Here is a 16,810-nt window from a genome sequence, read left to right on the forward strand (position 1 = left end):
TTGTTATTTTAATCCAGCAATTCTGTCATCTTCAAGAATAGCTTCGGTTTCCTGTTTTACTTTATCTAAAATTTCTTTTAAATCTCCGTTTACATTAATTTTTTTATCTGTAAGCATATTTAAAATGGCTTTGTCTTGTGCGCGACCTCTTAACATGGCTGCTCTATAACCGATATTTTCATTAAAAGTTACTAACGAATATTTTGAAGAATAGTCATCTGGAAACTCTTTTTCTAAAGCCATTTCCAATTTACGTTTTTCTTGGAAGATTGTTTGATTTACATGACCTTTCATTTCATGAAAATTATCAATAGCCAAATCGGCTATCGCATCGGTATCTTTTTTACGTGTTTTTTCATAAGCCTTAAGGATAGTTTCCCAATCGCCTAAGTTTTGATCTAAAATAGCGTCAAACTCAACAACATCTTCAAATGAAGCATTCATACCTTGTCCGTAAAACGGAACAATAGCATGTGCTGCGTCTCCCATTAAAAGGGTATTGCCTTTATAATGCCAAGGCGAACATTTTACTGTACCTAATGGTGCTGTTGGGTTTTGGAAAAAGTCACCTGTAAGATTTGGCATGAGTTCTAAAGCATCGGGAAATTCTTTTTTGAAGAACTTCATGACATTATCTTCAGTTTTTAAATTATTAAAATTGTATTCACCTTCATCATAACTTAAAAAAAGTGTAACAGTAAAACTACCATCTAAATTTGGTAATGCTATCAGCATAAAATTACCACGAGGCCAAATATGCAGTGCGTTTTTAGATGCTTTATAATCTCCATTTTCTTTAGGTAAAATACTAAGTTCTTTATAACCATGAGTTAAATACTCTTGAGAAAAACTAAATAAGAACTTCTTGCCTAAATAATAACTTTTTCGCATTGCAGAACCCGCACCATCTGTAGCTATAATAACATCTGCATCTTCAATAAACTCATCTTCGGTGTCGTACTCTTTGAATAATGCTGTAGTTTTTTCAAAATCAACCGATTTGCATTTTTTATTGAAATATAGACTTACGTTTTTGTGTTTCTCAGCTTCATCTAAAAGTAAGGCGTTGAGTTCACCACGTGAAATAGAATTAATATATTCTTGATCTCTGCCACTATAATTTGATTGAAAAGTATTGCCATGTGCATCATGAATCATTCTACCATTCATAGGTATGCATAGTGCTTCTACTTTGTCTTCTAAACCGACTAATTTTATGGCTTTGTTACCTCGATTTGAGAATGCTAAGTTTATAGAACGACCTGCACTAATGTCTACTTTTCGTAAATCTGGACGCATTTCGTAAACCGAAACGTTGTAGCCTCTTTGCCCTAATCGTAACGCTAGTAAAGACCCGCAAAGCCCTGCTCCAATAATAAGTATGTTTTGTTGTTTATCCATTCAAAATAGCTTTCAATTTTTCAACTAACCTAAATACATCTTCAAAAGAATTATAAAGGGGAACAGGAGCACATCGTATAACATCCGGTTCGCGCCAATCACTAATTATTCCAATTTCAGTTAATTTATTGTGTAATGTTTTATCAGCGTTTTTAACTTGTATAGATAACTGGCAACCGCGTTCATTAGGGTTAATTGGTGTGATAATTTTAATCGAGTCTTCTCCTAATTGGTTTAGTAAAAACTCAAAATAGCCTGTTAGTTTTTTTGATTTAGTGATTAGTTTATCAATACCAACTTCATTAAACATATCTAAAGAAGCTTTTATGGCGGCCATAGATAAAATAGGCGGATTACTTAATTGCCAACCTTCTGCTCCTGGCAGTTGGTCGAACTCATCACGCATATTAAAGCGGGTTTGTTTGTTATGGCTCCACCATCCTGTAAATCGGTTTAAATCTTTATTATGTGCATGCCGTTCATGTATGAAACAACCAGCTAAACTTCCAGGGCCGGAATTTAAATATTTATAGGTGCACCAAACAGCAAAATCTGCTCCGGAATCATGTAAATTTAATGCAACATTTCCTGCACCATGAGCACAATCAAAACCTACGTTACATCCATGTTTATGTCCTAATTCTGTGATACGTTTTAAATCAAAAAACTGACCTGTATAATAATTAACACCACCAATCATAATGAGTGCGATGTCATTGCCGTGTTCTTCGAGAATAGATTCTAAATCTTCATAATTCAATAACTCTTTTCCTTTTCTAGGTTTCCAAAGAACTAATCCTTCCTTGTCATCAAATCCATGATGCCTTAGTTGCGATTCAACAGCATATTTGTCAGATGGAAAAGCATCACTTTCAATAAGTATCTTGTATCGTGTTTTGGTGGGTTTGTAAAATGATACCATCATGAAGTGCAAATTTGCAGTGAGCGTATTCATAACGATCACTTCAATAGGTTTTGCACCTACTACTTTTGCCATGCTTTCAGTTAAAAACTCATGATAAGTTAACCAAGGGTTTTTTGCTTCCAAATGACCTTCTACACCAAAATTGGCCCAATCTTCAAGCTCTTGATTCACATAAGCTTTAGTTTGCTTAGGTTGTAGTCCAAGTGAATTACCAGTCATATAAATCCACGGATTTCCTTGTTTGTCTTTTGGAATGTGAAACTGACTTCGGTAAGTTTTTAGTTCATCATTTTGGTCTTCTTGTAAAGCATATTCTAGACCTAATTTATAGTCGGACAAGGTGAGTTAGTTTTCGGTTTCTAACAAAAATAAGAATTATAAAGTTAGTAATGAACACTAAGAACAGAAGTTTAAAAGGCGTCTATTTTTTAGTGAATTTAAAATAAAGTTAAGGATATGGTTGAAATAAAAGAATATTCAAGCGGAGAAACGAAGGTAGTTTAGGGGGCTGAAGAGTGTACTCATTCTGCAATTTGTGCTAAAGGATTAACAGGGGTATTTCGACCCAGTTTGAAACCGTAGATTGAAATAGATACGGCTAAAAAACAAGTTAAATAATGCGCGTCTGGTGCGTTGCGTTATTGCATGAATGCTTTATTTGATTTTTACATTAGTAAAATTTAAATTCCAGTTTCCTTTAGCCTTTTTATGATCTAAGGCTATTTTAACACCATTAAAATCTTGATAATTCTCAAAAGTTGTAATCACTGAAGGTTCTTTTTGATTTGCTTTTCTAAAAATCCATTCTTTAATTAAAAAATCATTATCGTAATAAATATCATAAGCATCACCAGGGGTATAACCACCTTCATTAGGGTATGTAACAGTGATTCTATGGAGTTGAGTTTTACTAACAGGAGCTTCCTCCTTGATGCCTTCAGAAATTGTTATGCTTTCATCCCAAATTAACTGAAAAGGAACTAATAACCAATATTTATCATTTATAAAACCACTATCAGTTTTTGTGAGTGTAGAATCTATGATACTTCGGTTGTAGTTTATGGTATCTTTTTTACTTAAAGCCATGACTTCATTGGCTTTTGGTTTCCAAACCCATGAACGTTCAAAATGGCTACTATCTTCATCAACATTAAAAGTAAATTGAATTTCAGAAACCTGTTTCCAGTTTTCAAAACCGTGAGCGTTGGCTATTTTTTCTGCTATTGAAATCTCTTTTTCTGGCTGTTTTGTTTCAGATTTTTGTTTGCAGTTAAATAAAAGTAATCCTATAAAACTGATATAAATGAAGTTTTTCATAATTTAGATTTTCACAAAGATATAATTTGAAGATGATTAACAATGATAATTATTTTGATATAAATAAAGCCACTTGGAACGACAAAGTAAAAGTACATGCTAAAAGTGATATGTATGATTTGGAAGCGTTTAAAACTGGTAAATCGTCTTTAATGTCCTATGAATTAGAAGCTTTAGTAGATGTTTCTGGGAAGTCGTTATTGCATTTACAATGTCATTTTGGACAAGATACGTTGAGCTGGAGTAGGATGGGAGCCAAATGTACTGGAATCGATTTAAGTGATGAAGGGATTAAACTCGCCCAGAATTTAAATGACGAATTAAAACTTGACGCTGAGTTTATTTGCTGTAATGTGTTAGATACGTCTAAATATGTTAAAGATACTTTTGATATTGTCTTTACAAGCTACGGAGTTATTGGTTGGTTGCCAGATTTAAAACCGTGGGGTAAAATGATTGCAGAGCGATTAAAAAAAGGAGGAACATTTTTTATGGCTGAATTTCATCCCATAGTATGGATGTTTGATTATTTAGACGATAAACCTATTATGAAATATGGTTATATGCAAGACGAAGTTATTTATGAAGAGTACGAAGGCACTTATGCTGATGAAACATCAAAAATGTTAAGTAAAGAATATGGCTGGAATCATGGTATAAGTGAAGTTGTTAACGCCTTAATTGAAGCTGGATTGCATATAGAGTATCTTAAAGAATTTGATGAAAGTCCCTATGATGTTCTACCAAATTTAGTTAAAACAGATTCTGAAATGTTTACAACAGAAGAAAAATTGTATCCTTTAATTTTTACCTTGAAGGCTTCGAAGTTTTTGTATTAATAGCGTTTTTTTGTTTTGGAATGGTTAGCTAATTTTTGAAACAAGACGAGCATGATTGCGCCATAAGTTAGTGTGTTTCTTTCAATAATTCCTTAGGGAATTTCGATTTAAATCGATTCAATCTAGGAATTGATACTGCTCTTATGTAGCTATTATTTGGGTGTAGTTTTTCATAATCTTGATGATAATATTCAGCAACCCAGAATTTTTGAAACGGATAGACTTCAGCTGAGATTTTGACTCCTAGTTTTTTGGCTAAAGCTGTTTTTTTCTTTAAAATAATTTGTTTCTGTTCCTCATTTTGGTAAAAAATAATTGAACGGTATTGCGAGCCTCTATCGTTTCCTTGTCCGTTTACTTGTGTCACATCCTGTGATGCAAAATACACATCAATCAAGGTTTCAAAACTCACCATTTTAGGGTCATAAATAATTTCTACAGCTTCTGCGTGACCTGTTCTACCTGTATTACTTGATGCGTAAGTTGGGTTTTCTGTATGTCCGCCAGAATATCCCGAAATAGATTCCTCTACACCTTTCAGGCTTTCATAAACGGCTTCAACACACCAAAAACAACCACTTGCAAAATAGGCTCTTGCTTTTCCGTTTTTTATTGGAACTTCAATGGGTTCAGAATTTATTACGGCTTCTTGTTCTTTTTTTGTTTGTGCGGAATTTTGGCAACTAAAAAATAGGGCTAATGCTAATAAAGGGATGATACGTTTCATGTGTTTGTATTTTTCTTTTTACTATAGACGTTTAAAAATACGAAACTTTAAATTAAAACACATGTTTTGTCTTTATGCAAAACGAACCAAAAGATCATATCGATCAGAGGAAATTACTAAAGGATCATTCGCTTTCTAAATTTCTCGTTTAAAGCTGTGCTTTGCGAATCTATTCCTCCGCTTTTTATTTTTGCTGATGGACCATTTCGATACTTTCGGAAATTAGGATGTAATTTTTTGATAGGTTTTGTTTGATAACGATTTTGATTTATGTTTTAACGGGTGTGTATTCCCATAATAGTGTAATGCTTAGATTATTTAGTATAAAAAAAAAGCCTTCAAAAAAATGAAGGCTCTTAAATTTATGATGAAAAATAATCTATAGTTTAGAAAACATTTTTTCTATTTTTGTTCTTTGTTCCTCTGCTAAAGCAGCATCAACTAAAATTCTACCACTATGTTCATCGGTAATAACTTTTTTACGAGAAGCAATTTCAACTTGAACTTGTGGTGGGATAGTAAAGAAAGAACCACCAGCAGCACCTCTTTCAATTGGTACAACCGCTAAACCGTTTTTTACGTTAGTTCTAATTCTTGTGTAAGCAGCAACTAAACGAGCTTCAATTTGCTTTTTATATTCATCAGATTTCCCTATTAAGGCTTGTTCCTCTTTTTCAGTTTCAGCTAAAATAGCATCTAATTCACTTTTTTTGTGTTTTAAATGTGTTTCACGTTCTTTTAAACGTTCTTTAGTTTCAGCAACCACTTCTTTTTTCTGCTCAATTTGAACTTTAAATTCTTTGATATGCTTATCAGCTAATTCAATTTCTAACTCTTGAAATTCAACTTCCTTTGTTAAAGAATCAAATTCTCTGTTATTTCTAACATTCTTTTGTTGCTCAGCATATTTTTTCATTAAAGATTTTGATTCTTCAATCAAATTCTTTTTGCTAGTAATATCGTTATCAATTACTTCTAAGTTAGAAACAAGTTTTTCTAATCTTATATTTAATCCAGCAACTTCATCTTCTAAATCACGAACTTCTAAAGGAAGTTCTCCACGAACATTTCTAATTTCATCTATACGAGAATCGATGAGTTGTAAATCGTATAATGCTCTTAGGCGATCTTCAACAGTTACTTCTTTCTTTTTAGCCATATTTTAAAAATACTTAACAGGATTGGTATTTATCTTTGATAAAATGACTGCAAAATTAGTAATTTTTTTTGTAAGATATGCTACTAAAAGGTTTTTTGTGAATTGCTCACTTTCATAATGACCAATATCTGCTAAGAGGATGCTGTTTTCCGAAGTGAAAAAATCGTGATATTTTAAATCGGCAGTAACAAAAGCATCAGCACCAGAAGCTTTAGCAGCCTGAATTGCAAAACTACCTGAACCTCCTAAAACAGCAACTTTTTTTATGTTTTTATTTAAAAATGAAGAGTGTCTTATGCATTCTGTATTCATTTTAGTTTTTAGGTGATTTAAAAAGCTAGATTCATCCATGACGTCTTCAAATTCGCCAATCATGCCCAAGCCAATATTTTGATTTTTATTTTCTAGGGTAGTCACTTCATAAGCGACTTCTTCGTAAGAATGCGTATTGAAAAGTGTTTTAAGTACCTGCGATTCTATATGTTTGGCGTAGGTAACTGTAATTTTTGTTTCATTTTCAGTATGTGTTTTGCCTTTTTGACCTTTTGTTGGGTTGGAATCTTCGTTACCTTTAAAGGTGCCATAGCCCTCAACATTAAAACTACAATCTGAATAATTCCCTATGCTACCTGCACCAATTTTAAATAATGCTGTTCGTAATGCCTTTGCTTCATTTTTTGGTACATATGTGGTTAACTTTTTTATGGTTTCACTTTGCGGAATTAAAATAGTTTTATTTTTTAATTCTAGTTGGTTGCAAATCATATTGTTTACGCCTTGCAACGCATTATCAAGTGCAGTATGGATACTAAAAATAGCTATATCATGTTTAATGGCTTTCATGACCACACGCTCAACATAATTTTTGCCAGTTAGTTTTTTCAACCCTTTGAAAATGATAGGATGGAAGCTTACAATTAGGTTACAGTTTTCTTTAATAGCTTCGTCAACAACAGCTTCAAGCGTATCTAGAGTGACTAAAACACCTGTGACTTGCTGAGACTTATTACCAACTAACAAACCAACATTATCAAAATCTTCGGCATAAGCTAAAGGAGCCAGTTCTTCTAAATGATTTATGACGTCTTGTACAATCATACTTATATTTGTTTGCTTCAAAGATAAAATATTATACTTTCGCTATGATGAAAATATTTAGATTCATGTTATTTCCAATTATGCCCATTTATTATTTTGTTACTTGGTCACGAAATAAGTTATACGATTTGGGTATTAAGAAATCTGTTTCTTATGGTTTTCCTGTGATTTGTGTTGGTAACTTAAGTACGGGTGGTACCGGAAAAACCCCTATGATTGAATACTTAATTCATCTTTTAAAAGCTGATTATAAAGTAGCCACATTGAGTAGAGGTTATAAAAGAAAAACAAAAGGTTTTCAGTTGGCAGATAAAAACGCTACTGCTGAAACAATTGGGGATGAGCCTTTTCAGTTCTATTCTAAATTTAGAAATGAAATTTTAGTAGCCGTTGATGCAAATAGGTGCGACGGCATTCAAAGTTTACTACATGAAAATCCAGAAGTTATTCTGTTGGATGATGCGTATCAGCATAGAAAAGTAAAAGCAGGTTTTAATATTTTATTGACGACCTATAATAATCCATATTTTAATGATTTGGTTTTGCCAACAGGTAATTTAAGAGAACCTAAAGGCGGTGCTATTCGTGCCAATATTATTATGGTAACGAAGTGCCCAAACGATTTAAGTGATAATGAAAAAAGTAAGTATATAAAACGAATTCATCCAGAAAAACATCAACATGTTTTTTTTAGTTCCATAGCGTATTCAGATAGTTTATGTTCTGCTGAAGAAACTAAAGCAATTGATAAATTAGAATCGTTTACTTTAGTTACAGGAATAGCAAACTCAAAGCCGTTGGTTGATTTTTTAAGGAGTGAAAACCTAAATTTCGAACATTTAAATTTTAAAGATCATCATGATTTTACTGAAGAAGATATATCTACTTTAGAAAAAAAGGAATTAATCGTTACTACTGAAAAAGACTTTATGAGGTTGAAACAATACGAATCATTAAAGGGTAAACTTTTTTATTTACCAATTACAGTAATCATTGATGAAGCTTCAAAAATGAATCAACTAATAAAAGATTTTGTAAACTCCTAGCTTAGGACGATTGACTTTTACCAGCTAATGCATTATAAAGTTTTTTCTCAAACTCCTCTTGCTTGAATGGTTTTGGAATAATATCTGTAAAACCAGCCTCTTCAAACTCATGCATTTTATCTTCAATAGTAACCGCAGTAAGTGCAAAAATAGTCAGTTTTTTATCAAACGATCTTATTATTTTTGTGGCTTCAATACCGCTTATTCCTGGCATGTGAATATCCATCAATATAATATTGTAATTATTGTTTTTTATCAATTCAACAGCGTCTTCGCCATTATCAACGATATCACACTTAAGATTCATTTTAGTTAAAATCTTTTTGGTAATCATTTGGTTGATTTTGTTGTCTTCAACAATCAAGATTTTAACTTGAGATAAATCTAGATCACTAGCATTACCCTCGAAATAAGTGACTTTTTTCTCCTCGGCTTCTTTTATGTTTGTGTATTCTAAAGGTATTTCAAAATAGAAGGCAGTACCTTTTTCTAATTCACTTTTTACGTAAATTTTTCCTTTTAAAATATCGATTAATCCTTTTACAATAGATAGCCCTAAACCAGTGCCGCCATATTTACGGTTAATTTGAATAGATCCTTGAGAGAAACTTTCAAACATGTGGTCTTGTTTCTCTTGGCTAATACCAATACCATTATCTTCAACCTCAAAACGTAAAGTGTATGTTTTACCTTCTTCTTCAATTTTATAAACACGTATCCAAATATCTCCATCTTTAGTAAATTTAATTGAGTTACCAATTAAATTAATAAGAATTTGAGAAATCTTCAACTGGTCAGCAATAAAATTTTGTGGTAAATCTTTATCAAATTCAAAGTGAATTTTGACGTTGTTATCTTGAGCTGAATTAGCAAGTGCTAAAACAATATTGTTTATTTTCTTTTTTAAGTTGAAAGACTCTGGTTCAATATCAACTTTGTTGGCTTCAATTTTATTTATTTGAAGAATATCATTTATAAAAGTTAAAAGGTAATCTCCTGAAAACTTAAGCGATTTTAAATGTTGAACTTGCTCTGGTTTTGGGTTTTCATCTAATAGCATATTGCTTATACCCGTTACCGCATATAGGGGTGTCCGTAATTCGTGTGTTACTGTTGATAAGAAATTAGCTTTAGTTTTCGATGCTAATTCTGCTTTCTCTTTGGCAATAATAAGCTCTCCATTCTTTTTATGAAGCATATTATTAGTCTTTAGCCTAATGTTATTGTTTTTATAAAGCGATAAAGTTAAAAGCGATAAAATAGTAATTAAAGCCACACTTAAAATTGATATTAATGTGCCTAAATTTTTATCGTCTTCAGCTTTTTCTAATTTTTGAACAACCTCTTTGTTTTTCTCAATTTCTTCATTTAATCGAAATTGAGTGTCTTGATTTCTTGAAGAATTAATCCGAGTTAAACCTCGTATTGAATCAGAAAGCTTTAAGTGAGCATTTAAATAATTTCTAGAAAGTTTATGTTCCTCTAAACCAAAGTATAAATTACTTGTAACTTCATACCCTTCATTAAGAATGTTTGTAAAACTATTAGTTCTTGCTATTTGTAATCCACTAAGAGCCACCTCTAAGGCTTTTTCTTTGTTTCTTAGTTTATCATAAATTTTAGCATGATTTATTAAAGCATCACTCTGTATTTTTAAATAATCATATTTCTTAGCAATAGCTAGAGATTGCTCGACAACATCTCTGGCTTTTTTGTAATTTTTTAACTGGTAACAAGTTTTACCTTCACATAATAATGTTTCAGCTAATTCTTCATTTAAATCTTCTTCTTCAAATTTAGATTTAGCTGCGGTATAAGAATCTAGAGCTGAATAATAATCTTCTTTAGCTAAATAAATATCTCCAAAGGTTTTGTAAGAGCTTCCTAGGTTAACATTGTCGTTTATAATACGTTGAATTTCTATTGCTTTGTTTAAAGATTTAATGGCTTTGTCTAACTCTTCAAAAATAAGCTCTAATCTTCCTTTTTTAGCATAGATAATACCCAGAATTTTTTTGTTATCTGCCTTGTCAGCAATCTCTAGAGCTTCGTCAAGGTTTACTTTAGCTTTATAATAATTGAAGTTTTCTAACTCCGTTTGCGATTGAGCAATACGGTAGTTTATATTATTTTGTACTAATTCAGGATCTTCATCAATAGCTTTCTGAGCAAAAGCAGTGATACTGATTAGTATAAAAACAATAAATATGAAGTTCTTAATTTGGGACATTGTCATTTATTCTTGCTGACAAATATAATTATTTTATCGATAAAAGACACTTTTTTTCCGACAAATAACATAATAAGTCAATTATTCTTTGTGAATAGCCTGTTTCGTTATCATACCAACCTATAATTTTTACCATATTTCCAATTACAGATGTCATTTGTGAATCGAAAATACAAGAATGCGGGTTTCCAACAATATCTATAGAAACAATTGGGTCATCAGTATATTCTAGAACACCCTTATAATTGCTCTGAGAAGCTTTTTTAAATGCATTATTAATTTCTTCTATCGAAACCGTTTTTTTTACATTTAAAGTAATATCAGTTAAAGAGCCGTTTATAACGGGCACTCTAATGCCGCAACCACCAATCACTTCTTCAAGTTCTGGAAAAATTTTAGTAAGTGCTTTTGCGGCCCCAGTAGTTGTTGGGACTATAGATTGACTTGCTGCTCTAGACCTTCGTAAATCGCGATGTGGTTGATCATGTAAACTTTGGTCGGTAGTATAGGAGTGAACAGTGGTAATATATGCTTGATTAATACCACAAAGCTCGTTAATGATCTTAATCATTGGTGCCGCATTATTCGTGGTACACGACGCATTAGAAATTATAGTTTCTGTTCCATCAAGACTATCATCATTAACGCCTAAAACTATCGTTTTAATATCATCTTCAAGAGCAGGAACGCTTAATATAACTTGTTTCGCTCCATTATTTATATGATGTTGTAATTCTGAAGATAATTTGAATTTCCCAGTAGATTCAATAACAAAATCAATGTTAAAAGGTGTCCAGTTTATATCTTTTGGATGTTTTTGATTTAAGAGCTGAATACTTCTTTTGTTAACAATAATATGATTTTCGGTATGCGATACTTCTCCATTGAAAATGCCATGTACACTATCATATTTGAGTAAATGACTCAAAGTTTTAGCATCTGCTAAATCATTGATAGCAACAACTTGAATGTTTTTATGGTTTTGAAGTAATCTAAAAACACGTCTGCCTATTCTACCAAAACCATTGATAGCAACATTGATCATGATTAGTTTATATGTTTTTGTGCTTTATAAGAGGACCTTACTAATGCACTACTTTCTACATGACGAAATCCTAATTCTAAACCAATTTCTTCATATTCTTTAAATTGGTCTGGATTTATAAAATGTTTCACTGGTAAGTGTTTTTTACTTGGTTGAAGGTATTGTCCAATAGTAACGACATCAACATCATTAGCTTTTAAATCGTGAAGTGTTTCGATAACTTCTTTTCTGGTTTCTCCTAAGCCAAGCATAATTCCTGATTTCGTTCGTCTTTGTCCTTGTTGTTTTAGGTGTTTTAAAACGCCCATGCTTCTGTCATATTGCGCTTGAATTCTAACTTCACGAGTTAAACGACGTACGGTTTCAATATTGTGTGATACGACTTCTGGAGCCACATCAATAATTCTATCTATATGTTTTTCAATGCCTTGAAAATCTGGAATAAGGGTCTCAAGAGTTGTTTCAGGATTCATTCTTCTAACAGCTTTAACAGTTTCTGCCCACATAATGCTTCCCATATCTTTTAAGTCATCTCGATCAACACTAGTTAAAACCGCATGTTTAATTTGCATGATTTTTATAGATCGTCCTACTTTTTCGGGCTCATCCCAATCTACCGTTTCTGGTCGCCCAGTTTTTACACCACAAAATCCGCAAGAGCGCGTGCAAACATTACCAAGAATCATAAATGTAGCGGTGCCTTCTCCCCAACATTCTCCCATATTAGGGCAACTTCCAGAAGTACAAATAGTATTTAGATTGTATTTGTCAACTAAACCTCTAAGTTCTGTGTATTTTTTTCCTGTTGGAAGTTTAACACGTAGCCATTTTGGTTTAGGTGCGCGTTCTGGTAATATATTTGAAGCAGTTTCGGTATTCATAGATCTAAAATATAGGTTGCAAAGATACGAAGTATTCTTTTAAATAACCTTAAAGTGTAGTGAGGTACCAAATACTAAATCCTATTAAAAAAGCAATACCTAATATACTTAAAACATGCAGCGATTTCGATGGTTGCCATTCTTTAGGAGTGTGTTTGCTCGAAATTAATTTATAATTAATAATAGCATAAAAAGGAGCTGTTATAAATGATAAAATTGTGGCTATTTTAATTAGTAATCCCATTTCTGACTCTAGCAAGAAAAAGATACAAATGGTACCTAAAGTAAGCACCGCAATCCAAAATATATAATTGAATTTTGTCGCTTTATTAAAAAGTAATTGTGTTGTTTTCGCCATGGCTCTAGGTGAAGCGTCTAATGTGGTTAAAGTGGTACTAAACATGGTAGTGAATGCTGCAATACCAATTATTATGTAAGCCCAATCTCCAAGGCTCGTGGTATACATTTTAATTAATTGCCCAGAAAAAACACCAGCTTTATTACTGAAGGTTTCTCCACTATTAAACATGACTAAAGTTCCTAAAAGTACAAATCCAATACCTAAAATTATGGTTCCAATATAGCCCACGTTAAAATCAAATAGTGCTGACTTAGTCGTGTATGATTTGGTTTCGTTATTTTTTTCAATAGACCATAGAGACTGCCATACTGCAATGTCTAAAGGTGCCGGCATCCAGCCCATAAATGCAATTAAAAAGGCGATTTCTAAACTATTTTCAGGTAGCACCTGTTTAAAAGATAGTGTGTTAGTATTATTAAATAAAGCCATACTTACTGCTGCTAAAGTGCTAATAGTTAGCGTGATGATAATTATTTTTATCAACCTATCTAATAGTTTATACTTCCCAAAAATCAATAGACTTAAGCATATAGCCAGAATAATAACTGTCCATAATCTAATACTAATAAAATCTCCAAATAGCGATGATGCTAAACCTGCCGTAACTATAGTTACGGCTGTTTGAATAGTGAATATAGTCGCTAAACTTATAATGAAATAAACCGTTAAGACACCTTTTCCTAGTTTTAAATAACCTTCCAATAAACTTTCTCCTGTAGCAGTAGCATAACGAGGGCCGAATTGAAAAAATGGATATTTAAATAAGTTTACTAAGAGTAATGCCCATATTATACCTAAACCAAAATCAGCCCCCGCACGTGTAGATTGCACGAGGTGTGAAACTCCTATAGCTGCACCGGCAAATAATAATCCTGGACCAAAGTTTTTAAGTTTAGTAATCATTTACTTTTCTCTAATAATTTCAGCTAATAATTTTTTTGCTCTAAGTAATTTTACTTTAACGTTATTTATTGGTTCTTTTAGTTCTTTGGAAATTTCTTTATAACTAAACTCTTGAAAATAGCGTAAGTTTATAACCTCTTGATAATGAGGTTTTAGTTTTTTAATATCGCGAAGTAGTTTGGCTAAATGTTGCTCAGTAATCAGCTTGTCTTCGGGTGAAGGCGATTCATCTAAAACCTGAAACATGTCTCGGTCATTTTTTGAAATAACTTGAATAATTGAATTTTTTTCTTTCCGCAATAAATCAATATGAATGTTTTTTGAAATAGTAATTAGCCAAGTTTTGAACGTGTACTTTTCATCAAAGGTTTCAATTTTATCAAATGCTTTTGAGAATGTTTGAATGGTGATATCTTCCGCATCATTTTCATTATGAGTACGTTTTAACTGAAAACCATAAACATTATCCCAGAAAACATCTAATAAATAATTAAATGCTTTTTGGTCATTTTTTTTTGCACGCGAAATCGCTTCCTCTATTTCCAATGGTTAGGTTTTGAGATAAGATTGTTTATAAAGATAGTTAATTGTAAAATAATTAGAAAAATTTCAAGGAAAGGAAGGAAGACTAATAAATCTGTTTCACCTAGCTTTTTTGAAGAAACTCCAAATATTGTATACTGTAAAACAATTCGAAAAATGAATAAGCCTAAAACCAGTTGCCAGTTGAATAATGATGCAAAAAGTATTAATGCAAATAACCAAAACAATAGATTCGAAATGTATAAAAGTGTTAGCAGGACTTTATGCCTAATCTTATAATGTTTCGCTGTTGAAATGTGACGTCTTTTTTGCTTAAACCATGCTTTAAATGTTGTTTTTGGAGTAGATTCTGTAAAACTGTCTTTTGAAAAACATATAGTCGTGTTATTTTTAGTAGCTATTTGATTTATAAATAAATCATCATCCCCTGAACGTACTTTTATATGGTTAATAAATCCATTGGCATCAAAGAATTCTTTTTTGGTATAAGCCAGATTTCGTCCAACTCCCATATATGGTAGGCCTGATTTAGCAAATGAAAAATAATTTACAGCAGTTAGCAGAGTTTCAAAACGAACCAATTTGTTTAAAATAGAATTTTTAATTTTTGAATAGGCGCCATAACCCAAAACAATAGATTTTGAATTACTAAAATTGGCGCTCATTTCTTTTATCCAATATTTAGATACAGGTTTGCAATCAGCATCAGTAAATAAAAGAAAGTCGTTTTTTGCGGCTTTTATCCCAAGCGTTAGTGCATATTTTTTGTTTCCCCAAAAAGCTTCATTACTTTTAACATCTACAATCTTTATATTATTCTGTAATTTTGAAAAATGATGAATAATATCTAAAGTATCATCTTTTGAAGAATCATTAATCACAACAATTTCAAAATCCGGATACTCTTGCTCTATGATTGCAGTTAGGAATTTTTTTAAATTTTCGGCTTCGTTTTTAGCACAAATAATAACAGAAATAGCAATATTTTTTGAAGCCACCTTTTTCTGCCTTGAAAAAGCAAATTTCCCGAACAAAAAAACATAAAATAAAACTTGAATAATAACTACAGCTATAAATCCGTAGAATAAAAAATCAAGAAAACCCATATAGTGTTATGAATGTTTTGGTTCGTTACAATCACTAAATTGATCTGGAGTTTTTCCACAAAAACCACAAGTTTCACCATCTTTATTAATCATGGGGTTTTGACTTGCACAAGTTCCTGCAAATTTACCGTCTTTTTTTGCCCAAATTTTAATAGCAATCCCTGCTATACCTAATCCTAAAAGCACTATGGTTATTAAAAAAAGTTTCATCTAGAGTTTGTAATTATTTATGCAAAGATATGATTTTAGTTACTAAAATTTAGAAGAAACACTACGTAAACTTATGTGACTATTTAACTTTTTAGGGTCTAAAAAGTTAATTATCTATATGTTTATTATTCTAATCAATTAAAATTATTTAATTATGAAAAAATTATTCGCAGAGTTTTTTGGAACCTTTTGGCTTGTTTTTGGGGGTTGTGGTAGTGCTGTTTTTGCAGCCGGTTATCCAGATTTAGGAATTGGCTTGTAGGCGTGGCATTAGCCTTTGGTCTAACGGTTTTAACTATGGCTTACGCTGTTGGTCATATTTCTGGAGGTCATTTTAACCCAGCTGTTTCATTAGGTTTATGGGCCGGTGGAAAGTTTGAAGCTAAAAATTTAGTAGGTTATATTATCGCTCAATTAGTAGGAGCTGTGGCGGCTGCAGGAGCTTTATATTTGATTTTAACGAATAAATCTGATTTTGTTACTATTAGCGGTTTTGCTGCAAATGGATATGGAGATTTGTCACCAGATGGATATTCTATGACTGCCGCTTTAATTGCAGAGTTTTTGTTAACTATGTTTTTCTTGTTAATAATATTAGGTAGCACGAATTCAAGAGCACCTAAAGGTTTTGCACCTATTGCTATTGGTTTAGGTTTAACTTTAATACACCTAATAAGTATTCCAATAACAAATACGTCTGTTAACCCTGCGCGTTCAACTAGTCAAGCATTATTCGCTGGAGGTGAATTTACGGGACAATTATGGTTGTTTTGGGTTGCTCCAATTGCTGGTGCTATAGTTGCTGGATTTATCCACAAAACCTTATTTGATAAAGAATAGTTACTGTTTAATATAATTAGAAAAGCCTCAATTTACTGAATAAAATGAGGCTTTTTGTTTTATTGATAAAATCTTATTGTAAACTAATTTGTGCTACAGAATTTTGCATTGATGCAATAACATTTCCGCCTTTAGGTTCAATAGTAATACTTAATGCAAGTGCATCTTCCATGTAAGGA

15 protein-coding genes and 1 pseudogene are annotated in these 16,810 nt (G+C 31.9%); 3 read left to right on the forward strand and 13 right to left on the reverse strand.

Features of this window, described 5'->3' with window-relative positions; translation table 11 throughout:
- Positions 1-3: 3 nt before the first annotated feature.
- The 3 genes from QZ260_RS09530 to QZ260_RS09540 all read right to left on the reverse strand — a co-directional run bounded on the left by QZ260_RS09530 (position 4) and on the right by QZ260_RS09540 (position 3,643).
- Positions 4-1,401, reverse strand: coding sequence for an NAD(P)/FAD-dependent oxidoreductase (locus QZ260_RS09530; RefSeq protein ID WP_295985489.1), 1,398 nt, complete (start codon positions 1,399-1,401; stop codon positions 4-6).
- Positions 1,394-2,665, reverse strand: a complete 1,272-nt coding sequence (kynU, locus tag QZ260_RS09535; protein WP_295985491.1) for a kynureninase — start codon at positions 2,663-2,665, stop codon at positions 1,394-1,396. Before kynU ends, QZ260_RS09530 begins: the two co-directional genes overlap by 8 nt.
- Positions 2,666-2,980: 315 nt before the next feature.
- A complete protein-coding gene (locus QZ260_RS09540; protein ID WP_295985493.1) occupies positions 2,981-3,643 on the reverse strand; it encodes a hypothetical protein in 663 nt (220 codons plus the stop codon).
- Between the two features lie 32 nt (positions 3,644-3,675).
- Between QZ260_RS09540 and QZ260_RS09545 the strand changes: the two genes are divergently transcribed.
- A complete protein-coding gene (locus tag QZ260_RS09545) occupies positions 3,676-4,482 on the forward strand; it encodes a class I SAM-dependent methyltransferase (protein ID WP_295985520.1) in 807 nt (268 codons plus the stop codon).
- A 67-nt stretch (positions 4,483-4,549) separates the two neighbouring features.
- Here the strand turns inward: QZ260_RS09545 and msrA are convergent, their stop codons facing one another.
- The 3 genes from msrA to QZ260_RS09560 all read right to left on the reverse strand — a co-directional run bounded on the left by msrA (position 4,550) and on the right by QZ260_RS09560 (position 7,466).
- Positions 4,550-5,209 carry a peptide-methionine (S)-S-oxide reductase MsrA gene (gene msrA, locus QZ260_RS09550; RefSeq protein ID WP_295985496.1) on the reverse strand — a complete coding sequence of 220 codons (660 nt, stop codon included), beginning with the start codon at positions 5,207-5,209 and terminating at the stop codon, positions 4,550-4,552.
- 379 nt (positions 5,210-5,588) lie between these two features.
- A complete protein-coding gene (locus tag QZ260_RS09555) occupies positions 5,589-6,368 on the reverse strand; it encodes a C4-type zinc ribbon domain-containing protein (protein ID WP_295985499.1) in 780 nt (259 codons plus the stop codon).
- Between the two features lie 3 nt (positions 6,369-6,371).
- Positions 6,372-7,466: a Nif3-like dinuclear metal center hexameric protein gene (locus QZ260_RS09560; protein WP_295985501.1), complete on the reverse strand. Its 1,095-nt coding sequence runs from the start codon at positions 7,464-7,466 to the stop codon at positions 6,372-6,374.
- 44 nt (positions 7,467-7,510) lie between these two features.
- Here QZ260_RS09560 and lpxK point away from each other — a divergent pair, with 44 nt between their 5' ends.
- The gene (gene lpxK, locus QZ260_RS09565) at positions 7,511-8,512 is read left to right on the forward strand and encodes a tetraacyldisaccharide 4'-kinase (protein ID WP_365969490.1); all 1,002 of its coding nucleotides are present in this window, start codon (positions 7,511-7,513) and stop codon (positions 8,510-8,512) included.
- 1 nt (position 8,513) lies between these two features.
- Here the strand turns inward: lpxK and QZ260_RS09570 are convergent, their stop codons facing one another.
- Genes QZ260_RS09570 through QZ260_RS09600 form a run of 7 tightly spaced genes read right to left on the reverse strand, consistent with a single transcriptional unit; the run spans position 8,514 to position 15,791 of the window.
- A complete protein-coding gene (locus QZ260_RS09570; RefSeq protein ID WP_295985503.1) occupies positions 8,514-10,742 on the reverse strand; it encodes an ATP-binding protein in 2,229 nt (742 codons plus the stop codon).
- A 28-nt stretch (positions 10,743-10,770) separates the two neighbouring features.
- Positions 10,771-11,787, reverse strand: coding sequence for a type I glyceraldehyde-3-phosphate dehydrogenase (gene gap / locus QZ260_RS09575; protein WP_295985505.1), 1,017 nt, complete (start codon positions 11,785-11,787; stop codon positions 10,771-10,773).
- Positions 11,788-11,789: 2 nt separating this feature from the next.
- The gene (gene lipA, locus QZ260_RS09580; protein ID WP_295985508.1) at positions 11,790-12,668 is read right to left on the reverse strand and encodes a lipoyl synthase; all 879 of its coding nucleotides are present in this window, start codon (positions 12,666-12,668) and stop codon (positions 11,790-11,792) included.
- 49 nt (positions 12,669-12,717) lie between these two features.
- Complete coding sequence (locus tag QZ260_RS09585) at positions 12,718-13,932, reverse strand: divalent metal cation transporter (RefSeq protein WP_295985511.1); 1,215 nt, start codon at positions 13,930-13,932, stop codon at positions 12,718-12,720.
- Positions 13,933-14,478: a sigma-70 family RNA polymerase sigma factor gene (locus tag QZ260_RS09590; protein ID WP_295985513.1), complete on the reverse strand. Its 546-nt coding sequence runs from the start codon at positions 14,476-14,478 to the stop codon at positions 13,933-13,935. It abuts the gene before it with no gap.
- A complete protein-coding gene (locus QZ260_RS09595; RefSeq protein WP_295985515.1) occupies positions 14,469-15,581 on the reverse strand; it encodes a glycosyltransferase in 1,113 nt (370 codons plus the stop codon). The genes QZ260_RS09590 and QZ260_RS09595 overlap by 10 nt, the downstream gene beginning before the upstream one ends.
- A 6-nt stretch (positions 15,582-15,587) precedes the next feature.
- On the reverse strand, positions 15,588-15,791 hold the full coding sequence (locus tag QZ260_RS09600) for a membrane or secreted protein (protein ID WP_295985518.1): 204 nt from the start codon (positions 15,789-15,791) through the stop codon (positions 15,588-15,590).
- 154 nt (positions 15,792-15,945) lie between these two features.
- Between QZ260_RS09600 and aqpZ the strand changes: the two are divergent.
- A pseudogene (gene aqpZ / locus QZ260_RS09605) lies at positions 15,946-16,631 on the forward strand (aquaporin Z).
- Positions 16,632-16,810 lie beyond the last annotated feature (179 nt).

This window comes from uncultured Algibacter sp., from assembly GCF_905480415.1.
In the GTDB taxonomy this organism is placed as follows: Bacteria; Bacteroidota; Bacteroidia; order Flavobacteriales; family Flavobacteriaceae; genus Algibacter_B.